This window comes from Microcoleus sp. bin38.metabat.b11b12b14.051 (assembly GCF_013299165.1).
Taxonomy (GTDB): Bacteria; Cyanobacteriota; Cyanobacteriia; order Cyanobacteriales; family Microcoleaceae; genus Microcoleus.
On record NZ_JAAFKD010000003.1, the window covers coordinates 157,227 to 171,781 of the forward strand.

Annotated in this window: 11 protein-coding genes; 6 read left to right on the top strand and 5 right to left on the bottom strand. The window is 48.8% G+C overall.

Features of this window, described 5'->3' with window-relative positions:
• Positions 1 to 215: 215 nt before the first annotated feature.
• Positions 216 to 935 carry an NADH-quinone oxidoreductase subunit NuoB gene (nuoB, locus tag QZW47_RS05110; protein WP_293124687.1) on the bottom strand — a complete coding sequence of 240 codons (720 nt, stop codon included), beginning with the start codon at positions 933 to 935 and terminating at the stop codon, positions 216 to 218.
• A 593-nt stretch (positions 936 to 1,528) separates the two neighbouring features.
• Here nuoB and cax point away from each other — a divergent pair.
• Both cax and QZW47_RS05120 read left to right on the top strand, forming a co-directional pair.
• Entirely contained in the window at positions 1,529 to 2,650 is a 1,122-nt protein-coding gene (gene cax / locus QZW47_RS05115) for a calcium/proton exchanger (RefSeq protein WP_293124689.1), read from the top strand.
• 622 nt (positions 2,651 to 3,272) lie between these two features.
• On the top strand, positions 3,273 to 5,342 hold the full coding sequence (locus QZW47_RS05120; RefSeq protein ID WP_293124691.1) for a serine/threonine-protein kinase: 2,070 nt from the start codon (positions 3,273 to 3,275) through the stop codon (positions 5,340 to 5,342).
• A 273-nt stretch (positions 5,343 to 5,615) separates the two neighbouring features.
• On the opposite strand, the gene QZW47_RS05125 is transcribed toward QZW47_RS05120, so the two are convergent.
• Positions 5,616 to 6,254 (bottom strand): transaldolase family protein, encoded by a 639-nt coding sequence (locus tag QZW47_RS05125; protein WP_293124693.1) that lies wholly within the window; start codon positions 6,252 to 6,254, stop codon positions 5,616 to 5,618.
• Between the two features lie 530 nt (positions 6,255 to 6,784).
• Between QZW47_RS05125 and QZW47_RS05130 the strand changes: the two genes are divergently transcribed.
• Positions 6,785 to 7,009, top strand: a complete 225-nt coding sequence (locus QZW47_RS05130; protein ID WP_293124695.1) for a hypothetical protein — start codon at positions 6,785 to 6,787, stop codon at positions 7,007 to 7,009.
• A 185-nt stretch (positions 7,010 to 7,194) separates the two neighbouring features.
• Here the strand turns inward: QZW47_RS05130 and QZW47_RS05135 are convergent, their stop codons facing one another.
• Complete coding sequence (locus QZW47_RS05135; RefSeq protein ID WP_293124697.1) at positions 7,195 to 7,410, bottom strand: hypothetical protein; 216 nt, start codon at positions 7,408 to 7,410, stop codon at positions 7,195 to 7,197.
• Between the two features lie 52 nt (positions 7,411 to 7,462).
• On the opposite strand from QZW47_RS05135, the gene QZW47_RS05140 reads away from it, so the two are divergent.
• Positions 7,463 to 8,719, top strand: coding sequence for a glycosyltransferase (locus QZW47_RS05140; protein ID WP_293124699.1), 1,257 nt, complete (start codon positions 7,463 to 7,465; stop codon positions 8,717 to 8,719).
• 648 nt (positions 8,720 to 9,367) lie between these two features.
• On the opposite strand, the gene QZW47_RS05145 is transcribed toward QZW47_RS05140, so the two are convergent.
• Positions 9,368 to 10,528: a quinone-dependent dihydroorotate dehydrogenase gene (locus QZW47_RS05145; RefSeq protein ID WP_293124701.1), complete on the bottom strand. Its 1,161-nt coding sequence runs from the start codon at positions 10,526 to 10,528 to the stop codon at positions 9,368 to 9,370.
• A gap of 33 nt (positions 10,529 to 10,561) precedes the next feature.
• Here QZW47_RS05145 and QZW47_RS05150 point away from each other — a divergent pair, with 33 nt between their 5' ends.
• Together QZW47_RS05150 and QZW47_RS05155 are read left to right on the top strand one after the other, a co-directional pair.
• Positions 10,562 to 10,864, top strand: coding sequence for a hypothetical protein (locus QZW47_RS05150; RefSeq protein WP_293124703.1), 303 nt, complete (start codon positions 10,562 to 10,564; stop codon positions 10,862 to 10,864).
• A gap of 91 nt (positions 10,865 to 10,955) precedes the next feature.
• Complete coding sequence (locus QZW47_RS05155) at positions 10,956 to 13,874, top strand: GAF domain-containing protein (protein ID WP_293124705.1); 2,919 nt, start codon at positions 10,956 to 10,958, stop codon at positions 13,872 to 13,874.
• A 165-nt stretch (positions 13,875 to 14,039) separates the two neighbouring features.
• On the opposite strand, the gene QZW47_RS05160 is transcribed toward QZW47_RS05155, so the two are convergent.
• Positions 14,040 to 14,498, bottom strand: a complete 459-nt coding sequence (locus tag QZW47_RS05160) for an ABA4-like family protein (RefSeq protein ID WP_293124707.1) — start codon at positions 14,496 to 14,498, stop codon at positions 14,040 to 14,042.
• Between the last annotated feature and the right edge of the window lie 57 nt (positions 14,499 to 14,555).

The window sequence follows — 14,555 nt, forward strand, 5'->3', positions numbered from 1 at the left end:
ATTAACCGCAGTCAAAATGGTTCGTATTGAGGACTTCAGTCCTGATTTTTGCGGACTGAAGTCCTCACTACAAACCTAGTTTATCATTGATTTGTAGTGAGGACTTCAGTCCTGATTTTTGCGGACTAAAGTCCTCACTACAAACCTAGTTTATTATGGTCTTGGCTGCGGAGTTGATATTAGTCGGTGAGACTCGTGCAAGATGTGAGTTTCAATCACGATCGAGCTTCGATCGCCCGAATTGATTCAAACTCCCGTAAAGCAGGCAATCCCGAGGCGACAAGTTCAGGCGGCGGAACCTGACGTGGTGAAGTTTCCAGGTATTTTCCATCGTGAATCAGAGGTACAACGTTCATCCGGTGAGGACGGGTGTAATAACGGTGCGTTGGTTCTGTCTTTTGCCGTTCTTGCAAGCTGTCGTTGGCAATTTTCTTGCGTAGTTTGACGATCGCATCCATGATTGCTTCAGGCCTGGGCGGACATCCAGGTAAATAAACATCCACCGGGATTAATTTGTCCACGCCCCGCACCGCCGTAGGAGAATCGGCACTAAACATTCCGCCCGTAATCGTGCAAGCGCCCATTGCAATCACGTATTTGGGCTCCGGCATTTGTTCGTAAAGCCGCACCAAAACAGGAGCGTACTTCATCGTAATTGTGCCTGCGGTAATCATCAAATCTGCTTGTCGGGGAGACATTCGGGGAAATACACCGAATCGATCCAAGTCGAAGCGGGAAGCGAGCATGGCGCTAAACTCAATGAAGCAGCAAGCAGTGCCAAACATCAGCGGATACAAACTAGACATTTTTGCCCAGTTGCAGAGGTCATCTACTGTTGTAAAAATCACGTTTTCCGATAGCTGTTGCGTGACTTCGGGATAAGCAGCCGGATTGGCGATCGATAAATCTTCTAAAGTAATTTCAGGTGAATTCATGTTAACAAAAATCCTCCATCGATCTAGCTGTTGGTTCTTAGTTGACAGCTTTACACTGTCTGAGCCATGTTTGAGATAGCGATCGAACCCGTGGAAAAATTCATGAAAATGTCCGTGAGATTATCTGATTGAAAATTGGGTTCAAAAAGTTCAATGACAAACACAGTCTCTGCTCAATTATGGCATCGCATTTTAGCTTCCGCCACTAACTGTCAGATATCTTGACACTCTCGCAGTCTGTCATCTCGATCGCAGGCAATTTATCTGTGTAGCAGCTTAGTTTTCGGCTGAGTCATTTTCATAGGACTTACGCACTGATGGTCAGAAACCGGGTTTTTTACGAAGATTCTTCGTTTTTACCCACAGATTAGGTAAAAAACCCGCTTTCGAGGAGTCTTAATGCGTAAGTCCTGTTTCAAAAGCTCGATCGAGCTTTTGAATTTTATTAAGTATCTTCGCCAACTTCTGACCAAAAAACGTGAGTAAGTGCGATCGCCCCAAGCCTTAAACCAACACCCAATTCCCAAACTCTCCCCCTTTCTTAAACTGTGTGACAGGCTATGATTGACGGTTGGGAGCTTTTCAGAATCTAAATGCTAAACACAACCAACATAATTTCCAGCCTGCTGTTATTTATCCCAGTTTCGATCGCCGGACACTTTCTCGGCTGGGAATCCTCCACCATCTTCATCACCTCCGCCCTAGCCATCGTCCCCCTAGCAGCTTGGATGGGTACGGCCACCGAAGAAATCGCCGTCGTCCTCGGCGCCAACTTGGGGGGTTTGCTGAATGCTACCTTCGGAAACGCCACGGAATTAATTATCGGTATCGTCGCCCTCAACGCCGGATTAATAGATGTTGTCAAGGCCAGCATCACCGGTTCAATTATCAGCAACTTACTGCTGGTGATGGGATTTGCGATGCTGCTGGGCGGGTTGCGCTACAAAGAACAAGAATTTCAGCCGACAGTCGCCCGGTTGAATGCTTCAGCGATGAACTTAGCTGTGATTGCCATTTTGGTGCCGACGGCTGTTGATGTCACCTCTATGGGCATTGCTGAGGACACTATGCAGTATCTCTCTAGCGCTGTTGCTGTAGTCCTAATTATCGTCTACATCCTGACGCTGCTGTTTTCGATGAAAACCCACAGTTATCTGTACGATGTAGGGGTGGCAGAAGTCGAAATGCTCGAAGAATTAGCCGACAGTAACTTAGCACCAGAGAGTCCCGACCACAAGGTAAATCTGCCGTTGTGGATTGGGGTACTGTTAGCCTGTACTGTCATGGTGGCGATCGAGTCAGAACTCCTGGTTGGTACTCTAGAAGAAGCGACGGCGCGTTTGGGGCTGACATCACTGTTTACCGGGGTGATTTTAGTGCCGATTATTGGCAATGCAGCCGAACACACAACGGCGGTGACGGTGGCGATGAAAAATAAAATGGATTTGTCGGTTTCTGTGGCTATGGGTTCGAGTTTGCAAATAGCTTTGTTTGTTGCCCCGGTGTTGGTTTTGGTGGGTTTTATAGTGGGCAAACCGATGGACTTGAACTTCAACCCGTTTGAACTGGTAGCGGTTACGGTGTCGGTGCTGATCGCGAATTCTATCAGTTCTGACGGCAAGTCTAACTGGCTTGAAGGTACTTTGCTGTTGGCAGCTTATGCAGTTTTGGCCCTGGCGTTTTTCTTCCATCCCGTAATCGAGGGACTTGCTTAAAAGGCTAGAGAAGGAAGAGTTGACCTGTGACCTGTGACCTGTGACAGTCAGAAGGAAGAGTCATCAGTCATCAGTCATCAGTCATCAGGAAAAGGCTTTCGGCAGATTGTTGTTCCCCCTCTCGGACTCTCCCTCTCGGCCTCTCGCCCCTCTCTCCTGCTCTGTTACTTCTTCCTTCGGCAATGGTCGGGGCGATCGTACAATAGAAAGCGGAAAACCAGCTAGAGTTCACTCCGCTTGACATTAGCGACGCAAAGGATTTAAATCAAGAGTGCTCATCAGTCTTGTACTGGGTGTGATACGATCGTCGTAGGTTGAAAATTGGGTGTAACTAGACAACGTAAAAACTTAACAGGATTGTTGAGTACGCAGTCACACCGATAGGTGTTACCGTCTGGGAAAACTCGGTTTTTAACAAAAACCTCAGTCGATCGAGAGACTAATCAAGTACGGTACGGCTTACCGGAATTAACGCTTGAGGAGAAGACACCTCTACTTTTGCCTGGAGCAATCCAGCCGCAAGTAAGTAACTTCGCTGAACCAAGAATCTCAGTTACCAAGAGTGCTGAGACTGCCAAAGTAAAACTTGATAGAGCAACCTCAATCAGGGTTATGTGGCTTCGTGAGTTATTGCCTCAATCCCAAATGCCCGAATCCCTCCGATCCAGCCAACTCTGGCAAATCCGCGTGTATCCACTGCGGGTCTGAACTTTTGTTGCAAGGTCGATATCGGCTAGTCGCGCCTCTCGGCGGCGGCGGCTTTGGCAGAACATTTGAAGTGGACGACAACGGCGCCCGAAGAGTGCTCAAAGTCCTCCTCAAAGAACATCCCAAAGCTGTAGAACTGTTTAAGCAAGAAGCCGACGTATTGGTCAGGCTCAGACATCCAGGTATTCCAAAAGTCGATCGCGACGGTTATTTTATATTTACGCCAGCTCACAGCACAGAGTCTTTTCACTGTCTGGTGATGGAGAAAATTGCTGGGGCGAATTTGCAAGACTGGCTGAAACATCGGGGCCGCCCGATCAGTCAAGAACAAGCTCTGAACTGGCTCAAGCAACTGTCGGAAATTTTAGACCTAGTTCACCGACTCAACTATTTTCATCGGGATATCAAGCCGCACAATATTATGTGCAAGCCGAACGGGCAGTTAGTGCTGATTGACTTCGGGACTGCTCGGGAAGTGTCGGCAACTTATTTCGCTAAGGTAGGCCAGGGGCAAAATGTCACTGGCATAGTTTCCCCTGGCTACACGCCGCCCGAACAAACTAATGGCAAGGCTGTTCCGCAGTCTGATTTTTTTGCTCTGGGGCGCACTTTTGTTTATTTGCTGACAGGGAAACCGCCGACGGCGTTTCCCGAAAACCCGCGCACGGGTAGATTAATGTGGCGCAAAGGAGCTCCTCAGGTTTCCGACCCCTTGGCTAATGTGATCGATTATCTGATGGCGCCTTTTCCAGGAAATCGACCTCAAAGTCCGCAGATGGTTTTGCAGTGCTTGGAGGAAATTAATCTCGACGGCGGGGAAACTCAGTTGCCGACTCAGTTGCCACCCACGACGGGGCAAACTAAAATTCGCGGCGGAACTTCAGGGGGGGCTGGGGCGACGAAGCAGAGTTCGATGAACCGGCTCAGACCTCTGGATTCTGCTGGCTTGAACAAGCCCGGGAAACAGGTTTTTGATTGGAAAAATAAGCTGCTGGCGGGTGCTGCTGCTTTGTTGGTGGGTATTGGCGCGTCTCAAATTTACGGCTCGATGCGTTACGGAGTGTTTCCAGCAAACCCGGTGTGGCTGCTTTCTAGTTTGCCTAGCAGTCAGTTTTTGGAAAGAAGTTTGGATAATGTCGGCAGCGTCAATGCGATCGCCCTGTCGCCGGACGGTCAAACCTTGGTGAGCGCAAGCTTTGGGACGATTAGAATTTGGAATCTCAGGACGGGACGGGTGGTGCGGACTCTCAATCCGGTGCATTCTAAAAAATCGGTCAACACACTGGCGGTAAGCCCGGACAGCTCGATTTTGGCCAGCGGCGGCGGCGACAATAATGTGATTTTGTGGGATCTGAAGACGGGGCGGCGGGTGCGGACAATTCCCGCCCACAAAGCGCCCGTCAACGCGATCGCTTTTAGCAGCGACGGTCAAACTCTCGCTAGCGGCAGCGATGACAAAACTGTTCGCCTGTGGAATGTCAGAACCGGCAGCAGGTTGCTGACTTTGATCGGGCACACCGGAGCAGTAAATACGATCGCCCTGAGTCGAGACGGTGAAACTCTCGCTAGCGGCAGCGAGGACAAGAGTGTGCGTTTGTGGAATCTCGACACCGCAGAAGTCAGAAGAATTATCACCGGTCACGGGGGTGCGGTTAATGCTGTGGCTTTTAGCCCGAACGGGCAAGTTGTGGCTAGTGCTAGCAGCGACAATACGATCCGTTTGTCGAACGTGCAGGACGGGAGGCGCACTCGCACTTTTAAAGGGCATTCGAGCTGGGTGAGGACGATCGCTTTTAGCCCCGACAGCCGCACTTTGATCAGCGGGGGCGGAGATATTATAGTTTGGGATTTGAAGACGGGAAAAGAAAGAAGCACTCTTTCTGGTCATGGCCAGTTTGTGAATTCTGTGGCTATTGCCAGAGATAACAAGACTTTGGTCAGCGGCAGTCCCGATCGCACAATTAAGATTTGGCGAATGCCATAGTTCAGTTGACAGTTGACAGTTGACAGTTGTCAGTTGACAGTTGTCAGTTGCCAGTTGCCAGTTGCCAGTTGTCATTTGTGCTGTAGAGAGATCGGGAACGTTATTAATGAGTAAGTGTAAGGTGTCGAGCTTATATCTTACAGCATTACTTGTTTTTAACGAACTGCGAAGGACGCGAAGGAAGAGAAGAGAGACTCTATTACCAATGACCAATGACCAATGACCAATGACTAATTTTCAAATAATCAAAAGGTTGTGCAAAGGGATTTGATATTATCCCAAAATTCCCCGCCCGTTTTTGGCAAATTCATCTACAGTTTGCTGCGACAATTCGTGAACAGCCATTGCTTGCAACACATCCAAAGGCAATGTCAAATGATGGGCGCCGGCTAATAAAGTCTTTACCGCTTCTTCTGGGGATTTAATACTCGCTGCCAAAATCTCTGTATTTGTGCTCTGCAAAACGTTTGCCATATCTCGCACTAAGGCAAAACCGTCTCCGAGGAGTCGGGTGGCGCGATTCACGTAGGCGATCGCATATTTGGCCCCTGCTTCTGCGGCAACGACGGCCTGGGCGGCGCTGTAAATAGCTGTCACCGCACAGGGAATTTCCCCCGACAAATGGGCTACTGCTTGGAAGCCTGCGGCTGTTGCTGGAACTTTCAAAACTGTTTGTTGCCCGATCGCCTCAAAAGCGGCTTTTCCTTCTGCTACCATGCCATCAAAATCGGATGCTGTTAGCTGATAGTAAAGTTCCCCAGGAATCACTTGTGCCAGTTGTTTGAGCGTCTCCTGAGGAGATAGTTCGCTTTTTGCCAAAAGTGTCGGATTAGTAGTAATTCCCGCTATCCACCCGAACTTGCTCGCCCGTGTGGCTTCGGCTAAAATTGCAGTATCGACATAAATCGCCATCGGCTCTACACCTTTAGTTTGTTAAGATTTTCCAGACCATTGCTTTCAGATTGAGAGCGATCGGAGCGAAAGTAATTGTTAAGCTTTCACAATATCACAATCTCGGACATATTACTGTCAAGTAAATATAACTATTAAGCGAGCTTAATCACGGGGCTTGTGTGAGTTGGCAATGCGTCATATTGTGTCCGCAGTCACCCTCGCAATTAAATATGTTTGTACTGATGACTTTGAGTTCTCTAAAACTCCAGTTCGCTCTTGGTTTTTAATCCAAGCGCGATCGCGGTTACTTTACAAATGACAAGATGAGTTTGAATTTTATAGGAATTACGTAAAATAACCTCGTCGAGCGCGAAAAGTATATAAGTGCTGTTGAAGATAGATCGCAAATCAACTCAAAACTTGTTTCAAGTGAGTTGGTGAATGCAATTTTTGGGGAAGTTGAAATTGACTTCCCAAATGCCGGATACACATTATTTGGATTTGTAGTAAGGGTTATGTATGCAATCACTCAAGGAGGTGCCTCAAAAATGACCGAACAACAAAATCAGCAGCGACAAGTCAGCCTTGAGACATCTTCGGAACCAACCGCATCGGAAAAAGCAGCAACTGCTGAGGAATTCTCGGTAAATGTTAAGTCTGAAACTGTATCTCAATTGCTGGAAAATAGCGCCCAAGACCGTTTGAAGGCTCTAGGCCGTTTAATGATGGTCAGCCTAACTTGGTCGCTGGCGGGGCTTTCTAAACCAAAGTAAGTTATGAAGCGCTGCTGCAACGGGCGAGTTAGGAGTTGTGAGTTGGGTTGGGAATTTGGTGTAACTCTAAACTTACAACTCTTCAACTTAAATAATTTCGGGTTCTTGATAAACAACCCCGTTGGTAGTGAGGACTTTAGTCCTCTTTTTAATGACTCAAATCTTAAACGCAGCGCTCATAAGTTTTATTTTATTCCTTCTGCTGACTCTAAACAAGTCGGTTTCGGACTGGTGAGGCGCACTTGCCAAAGCGCTTTGGGGACTGCAAAAAAATCGCGAAAACTGTAGCGGCTCGTGCTGTTTTGGCGAAAAATTCCCCAATTCGGGGCTGCCAAACCGATCGCCTGTAATCCCTGTAGATAGACTTCTCGGTGCTTCGGAAAGCACCCAACAAATATCATGTGGAATTAACTGGGTTATTCTAGAGGTTATGCCAGTCGAGAGGTTTTGAGAGTGAGTCGAATTGTTTTCACTACAATTGGTTCTTTGGGCGACCTCCATCCTAAAATTGCGATCGCCCTGGAAATGCGAAAACGCGGTCATGATGTCGTGTTTGCCACCCACAAGGAATATCAAGCCAAAATACAAGCCTTGGGATTTGAGTTTCACCGGATGCGGCCTGATAATAGGGCTCTCGACGATCCTCAAGAGATGGCCCGGATGATGGATTTACAAACAGGCTCAGAATATATAGTGCGAAAGTGGGTTTGTCCGAGTTTGCGCGAAACTTATGCGGACTTGATGAATTGTGCGAAAGATGCAGATTTGATTTTTGCAGGCGAAGGTGTTGTGGCGGCTCGATTAGTGGCAGAAAAATTGGGGATGCGATGGGCGTCAAGTGCGATGGCGCCGATCTCGTTTTTCTCTATTTGTGACCCGCCAGTGTTAGCTCCGTTTCCAATTCTAGCTAAGTTGCGGGGGTTTGGCTCACTTGCCAATCAAGCAGTTATTAACTTTGCAAAATTGGTCAGCAAGTCTTGGGGCGAACCAGTTCATCAATTCCGACACGAACTTGGATTGCCTCCTTTAAAAGGCAATCCCTTTATTGATGACAAGTTTTCACCGTATCTCGTACTTGCCCTGTTTCCTTCTGTGTTGGCAAAACCCCAACCGGATTGGCCGCCGAATACAGTTGTTGCAGGCTCGACGTTTTACGACGGAAGTGACGGTGGAACGGAACTAGAACCAAAACTCAAGCAATTTTTGGATGCAGGGGAACCGCCAATTGTTTTTACTCTCGGTTCGGCCGCAGTGATGGCTCCGGGTTACTTTTATCAGGAAAGTATTCAAGCAGCTAAGCTGTTAAACCGTCGGGCAGTTTTGTTGATTGGTAAAAATGCGCCTCCGGAAAATCTTTCTGAAGATATTCTGGCTGTTAGCTATGTTCCATATTCTCATATTTTCGATCTTGTGGGGGCGATCGTCCATCAGGGAGGGATTGGCACGACAGCTCAAGCACTGCGGGCCGGCCGCCCAACTCTGGTAATGCCCTACAGTCACGACCAACCGGACAATGCAGCGCGAGTGGAACGCTTGGGAACGTCGCGGACTGTGGCGCGCAAACGTTACACGCCTGTGCGGGCTGCGCGAGAGTTGAGCGAGTTGTTGGAGCATCGAGAATACGCAGAGAAAGCGGCAGAATTAGGGCGGATTGTTGGGGCAGAGAATGGTGTTTTTGTTGCCTGCGATGAGCTTGAAAAACTGCTTTGATCGTCTGCTATTTGGGTGTATAATTATTACTATAGCAATCCTAAATGATTTGTACATATTTGTAGGGGTAGTGCCCCCGTGCCTACCAAGAGCGTCAACTAAAGAGGGCAACCACGGGGGGTTGCCCCTACAAGAATTACACTGATGAACGGACTGGATAATGATTTAGGATTGCTATATAGCAGCTCATTTTTTTGTTTGAGTGCCGTCACCGATCGCGCTGTATACAAGATATAAGATTGCGTAACTTTTAAATCGATCGGTCAACCGCAGATATCAGGCAGATAAACACCAGATATCTTGCGAATTAATCAAATTTTGGAACAGGCAAGATGCCCGTTCCACAGAAAAAAAAAATTGTGGAACGGGCAAGATGCCTGTTCCTAACTATCTTTGTGGAACGGGCAAGATGCCTGTTCCTAACTATCTTTGTGGAACGGGCAAGATGCCTGTTCCTGCCTATTTTTGTGGAACGGGCAAGATGCCTGTTCCTGCCTATTTTTGTGGAACGGGCATCTTGCCCGTTCCTGCCTATTTTCGCAACAGATATACCGATAAACGCAGATGATTTTAAGAAGTGAAAGCTTGGGAATGCAATCTTGTCTAAGACTCGCGAGCGGCGGCGATCGCACTTATCGGAATCTCGGACTATTTAATATTTTCCGAACCAACCGCTTCGGAAATTGAATTAAATCCTTTTTCTTCTAATTTTTGTAGCAAACCTTCCAAGATTCGGCGCACCATCCAAGGCCCTTCGTAAACCCAACCTGTATAAACTTGAATTAAACTTGCACCGGCGGCGATTTTTTCCCAAGCATCTTGGGCGGTGAAAATGCCGCCTACTCCAATTATCGGTAATTCGCCTTTTGTATATTGCCAGATAAATCGGATGACTTGGGTCGATCGCTCTTGCACTGGCATTCCGCTAATTCCGCCAGCTTCTTCGGCGATGGGTTTCCCGGTTTCTCGCAATATTTGCGTTTTCAATCCGTCGCGGCGGATGGTGGTGTTTGTGGCGATAATTCCTGCTACTTGGTAGGTTTTTGCTAAGTCGAGAATTGAGGCGATCGCTTCGGGTTCCAAATCCGGGGCAATTTTGACTAAAATTGGCTTGATTCCTTGATTTTCTTGTTGCAAAGTTTCCAAAATTGTGCTAAGCCCAGCAGCATCTTGGAGCGATCGCAATCCCGGCGTATTCGGAGATGAAACGTTAACGACAAAATAGTCGCCCCAATCTTTGAGCAACTTAAAACTCTCCAAATAGTCAGCGGCTGCCTGCTCTAAGGGTGTTACCTTAGATTTACCGAGATTCAGGCCCAAGGGGAAAGGAGACTGAGGTATGGAGGGCGAGACATCTTTTGAGTGTTTCTGTGCTGCCTGAAACCGGGCTGCCATTGCCGCAGCTCCTTGATTGTTAAATCCCATGCGGTTGAGTGCTGCACTGTCTGCTGACAAACGAAACAAGCGAGGCTGGGGGTTTCCCGGCTGCGGTTGCGACGTGACGGTACCGAGTTCAGCAAAGCCAAAGCCAAAATTTTCCCAAATGTCTGCTGCTACGCCGTTTTTATCAAATCCCGCAGCCAAGCCGACAGGATTTTTGAAGCTCAGCCCCCACTTCGATTGTTCGAGGCGAGAATCTTGGACTCCCAAAGATTTGTGCAATCGCCAGAGCATTTGGCTGGTGGCGGGGTTTGACTGGGTTTTGGCTGCGACTTCGAGAAGTTGAAGAGTGCGGTTGTGCAGCCACTCGGCATCGGTTTTCAATACGGAAAACAGCAGCGGGCGCACGCCTGATTGATAAATATCCAATGACTTGTCCTAGGGCAGTTGACAAATGAGCGGGTGAGTCGATTTTCTATTTTTAGATGTGAGACTGCGGGCTGCGATCGCGCGACATCCCTGGCTGGCGATGCCTCGAAGGATTTTAGATTTACTATCGAGTTGAGTTGGGAGATTGAACTTTGGCGCCAGCAGCTTGCCGATCGTTGGGTCGAAAATTTTGGGAGATCCAGGACTCATGTCGGAAAGGAAGTGTCCGCTTTTGCGCTGACTTTAGAAAAATATTCAGGAGGAGGCTGGGAAGCTGAGGTTTTGAGGTTAACTTCGATCGACTTTATTCAATTTTTTAGATTGAAGCATAATTGAGACGATTATATTATAAGTCCATCCATTTTAATTTAAAAACTTTTTAATTGGGGAACTTGGCAATCGGACAAAGGTGCGGGGAAGCTGGGAAATGGGGCAGGATCAAAGACCGAAGGATGTAGACGAACAAATCGCTGGGCTGGAGCGCCTTCTCCAAACTCTGCGAGAAGAGGAGAATGTGGAAGTGCTGCTGGAAACCACGCTCGGTTACTTGCAAGCGGATTTTGACTGGCGGTTGATTTGGATCGGGTTGTACGATCGACAAGCCCACAGATTGTTTGGAAAAGGCGGCATGACTCCTAACGGGGACTTGTCTTTTCTCAAACAGCGGTTTGCACTGACTCCGGGGGATTTGCTCGAACAAGTGGTGATTCAACTGCGGCCGGTGGGAGTCGCGGATTTGCGATCGGAAAACAGAGCCGGAGAATGGCGCAAAGCAGCTCAAACTTACAATATTCAAGGCACGACTCTGTTTCCGCTGCGCTACAAAGACCGCTGTTACGGGGTGATTTTGCTGGGGACTGATGTGTGGGGAGCATCGCCAAGTTCGGGGGAAAAAACGCAGTTGTCGATCGTATTTGGAGCGCTAGCAACTGCTCTTTATCAAATAGAAAAAGATTGGCAGCGACAATTGGTCAAACGCCCGGACGAGTCTTTGTTAGCGCTGATTTCGCAGTTGCGGGAACTGCGATCGCTCGATCAATATTTGCAAGCGGTAGTGGAACAAGCCCACGAATTTATCGAGCCGACGCGCACCAATGTTTATTGGTTCGAGCAAGAGCGCCGCTATTTTTGGCGCCGAGTCAGCAACCGCCAAATTGCTCCGGGTTTAGGCTCGATCCGACCTGCTTCGGGCATCACCGTGCAAGATTTGGGGGAATTTTATCAGGCTTTGGCTAGGGAAGAAATGGTTTGGATCGGTGAATCTCATAGTTCTCTAAAAACTGAGCTGACGGGGCGGTTGATGCAGCAAATCCGCGCTCGCTCTCTGTTGGCGGCGCCGATTGTTTTGGAAGGGGAATTGTTGGGATTTTTGGCAGTGGAAGCCGCCGAGCCCCGGATTTGGCAAGACAATGAAAAACATTACCTGCGGGGAGCGGCGCAGTTAGTGGCTCTGACGGCTCCTTTGTCGGAGATGGAGGAGAGGATTGAGCAAACGCGGCTCGATCGAGATTTAACTGCCGGCATCGCTCGCGCCATCTACACTGATGTTGACTGGGAGGCGACTTTGAAAAATACGGCAGAGCAGTTGTGCTCTCGGCTCAAATGCGAATACTTTTTGCTGCTGCTGTACGGGGAAGAACAACATCGCTTTGAAATTGTCTGCCAAAATCTGCCCCGCAACCGCCGACAAGTACCCTCGCCGCTGAATGCCCTCGATGCGGCTGATGTGGAGCTGCTTCAGGATCGCGGGGAACCTCTGGCGATCGAAAATTGGGATGAAGACGGGCGGCTGGGCGCTTGGCGGGAAGTGCTGGCGGAAGCGGGGGTGCGATCGCTTTTGGCGTCGAATACTCTGGGGAAACAGCCCGAGGGAGAACACCCCAATCAAAAATCAAAAATCAAAAATCAAAAATCGATCGAGGGTTTGCTGGTTGTCGGGCACAGCGCGACTCGCACTTGGAGGCGATCGGAGCGAGAATTAGTTCGGGTAGTCAGCCAACAGCTAGGATTGATCTTGCACTCTTGGCAGCAGAGTTCGGAAATCGAGAAATATCAGCAATTTGAGCGATCGATCAAATCGGGTTTGACGCTGTTGCAACATTCTAGCGAGCAACAATCCCAACAACAAAAATCTGCTGCTTCAGCGAAGATGTTCCCGGAGTTGCCGCTGCAAAAGCTCGATCGCAACTTTGCTCAAAATCTTTCCCAGACAATTGCCTGTCCTTTAGTAGCCGTAATTACTTGGAATCGAGGCCAGGAGGAAGCTGCAATCTCCGCGGCTGTAGCTGCCAATCCCGTATTTGCCCTCAATCCCGAGGCCGTGATTCTCGTCGAAACAGATGGTTTGATCCAACAAACCCTCGCCAAATCCGGCGTGCTGCAACTGAGCACGAGCCAACTGTCGCTGGCGACGAAGCGGTGGCTCCGCAGCCCGGGAATTGGGGAGCTTTTGGCAGTGCCGCTGCAAAGCGCCCCAGAACACGCTCCGGCCGGCATTGTGGTGGTTGCAGACGCTGCGGGTCGTCAGTGGTCGGAGTTGTCCGTAAATTTACTGAGTTCGATGGCGTCTCAGTTGGCTTGGTGGCGGAGGTATTTGGCTGTGCAATCGGCTCAGGAGTCGCAGCGATTGGAACTGGAGATGCTCAATTGGTACAAGCAGCGCCGTTTTGAGGATTTTTACCGCAATGTGGGAGCCGGGGTGAAGGAGTTGGGAGATTTGAGCCAGTCGATTTTGCAGTCGGCGAAGGAACAAAAGGATGCTCTGAAAACTTTGCGCTACCAACAGGTTTTGCGCCAGATTGGTAATTCTTTGGGGTCAATTCATTTGGTGCTCAAACACGAACAGTGGCGCCTGCAATTTGCACGAGATGCGGTGCCTGTGAGTGCTTGGCTGAGGCGATCGCTCGATCGCACGTCCCCCCTGGTCAAACAGTCGGGAATCTTGCTGGAAGTCAACAGAGAGCTTGCTGTGTCGCTGCCTGCGGGCCAGACTTTGAGCGTTCGCGGCGATAGCATCAAGCTGGATTTGATCCTGTGCGAATTGCTGGCGATGGCTTGTAGGCGCTCTGGAGTTGGCGACAAGATTGAGATGCGCTCTCAACTTTTGGGGGAGGATTGGCTGGAATTATCTGTGATCGATAGTGGTGAGTGCGATCGACAGTTAATTGCTGCGTTCAACAGCGGTTCGCAGGCTGATATATTGGCTGTGGTGTCAAATAGGTCGATCGTCCAAAATCTCTTAATTTGTCAGCGCGCGGTATGCTTAATGGGGGGAGATTTTTCCTTAGAAATCTTACCAAATAATTTAATTGTCGCCCGCCTAGTGTTGCCCCTAGCCACAGCTTAAAATTTTGTCAGGGCGAGGAACTTCGTACTTATAATTATTCTGGTGTTCGTAGTGCGGACTTGGGTACTCCGTCTGAGAGCAGACTGAAGTCTGCACTACAAACCTATGGCGCGTGCCGTTAATCGATCGAACCAGAGATCAGCCCGTTTTGCGCGCTACTAATAACTAAACCGAAGGAGTAACAGTTGTCGCCGCCTCAGAACTCGGGAAAAACCTTTCAGTAATCCAAGCAGTTACAATATGAGAAAGCAATCCCATCGGCCCAGCAAACAAACACAAAGCCAAAGAATGAACAGTCCAAACTCCCGTCCGCTGTCCTTCCAAATAAATCCAGCGCCCCACAAACAAATCCATCACTAAAAAATGTATCCATCCCGTAGCTGCTGCCGTTTCTTCTCCCAGAAACTTCGCAATATCTGCTAACTTGGGATTGGACAAAGCCGCCGCATTTTCTGGAGTCAGACTGCTACCAAACAAATATATGTACAATACTGCCAGCACAGCAAAGGGAATAAACGAATTCATGACTTTTCGGGTAATTCCCCAGTTAGGCAATAAAATCATAATTGCCCAGAAAGGTAAAACGAACAGATTACCTGCGTTAAAAATTAGTTCGGGCGTCATAGTTGGCTCTTGGCTCCTGCGAATGAATTCTCTGAAGAATGTTCTTAGGATTACTTT

Excerpts from the sequence above, each read along its gene's own strand:
- QZW47_RS05155 (WP_293124705.1), top strand. The coding sequence starts at position 10,956 with ATGGGGCAGGATCAAAGACCGAAGGATGTAGACGAACAAATCGCTGGG.
- QZW47_RS05130 (WP_293124695.1), top strand. The coding sequence starts at position 6,785 with ATGACCGAACAACAAAATCAGCAGCGACAAGTCAGCCTTGAGACATCT.
- cax (WP_293124689.1), top strand. The coding sequence starts at position 1,529 with ATGCTAAACACAACCAACATAATTTCCAGCCTGCTGTTATTTATCCCA.
- nuoB (WP_293124687.1), bottom strand. The coding sequence starts at position 935 with ATGAATTCACCTGAAATTACTTTAGAAGATTTATCGATCGCCAATCCG.
- QZW47_RS05125 (WP_293124693.1), bottom strand. The coding sequence starts at position 6,254 with ATGGCGATTTATGTCGATACTGCAATTTTAGCCGAAGCCACACGGGCG.
- QZW47_RS05135 (WP_293124697.1), bottom strand. The coding sequence starts at position 7,410 with ATGATATTTGTTGGGTGCTTTCCGAAGCACCGAGAAGTCTATCTACAG.
- QZW47_RS05160 (WP_293124707.1), bottom strand. The coding sequence starts at position 14,498 with ATGACGCCCGAACTAATTTTTAACGCAGGTAATCTGTTCGTTTTACCT.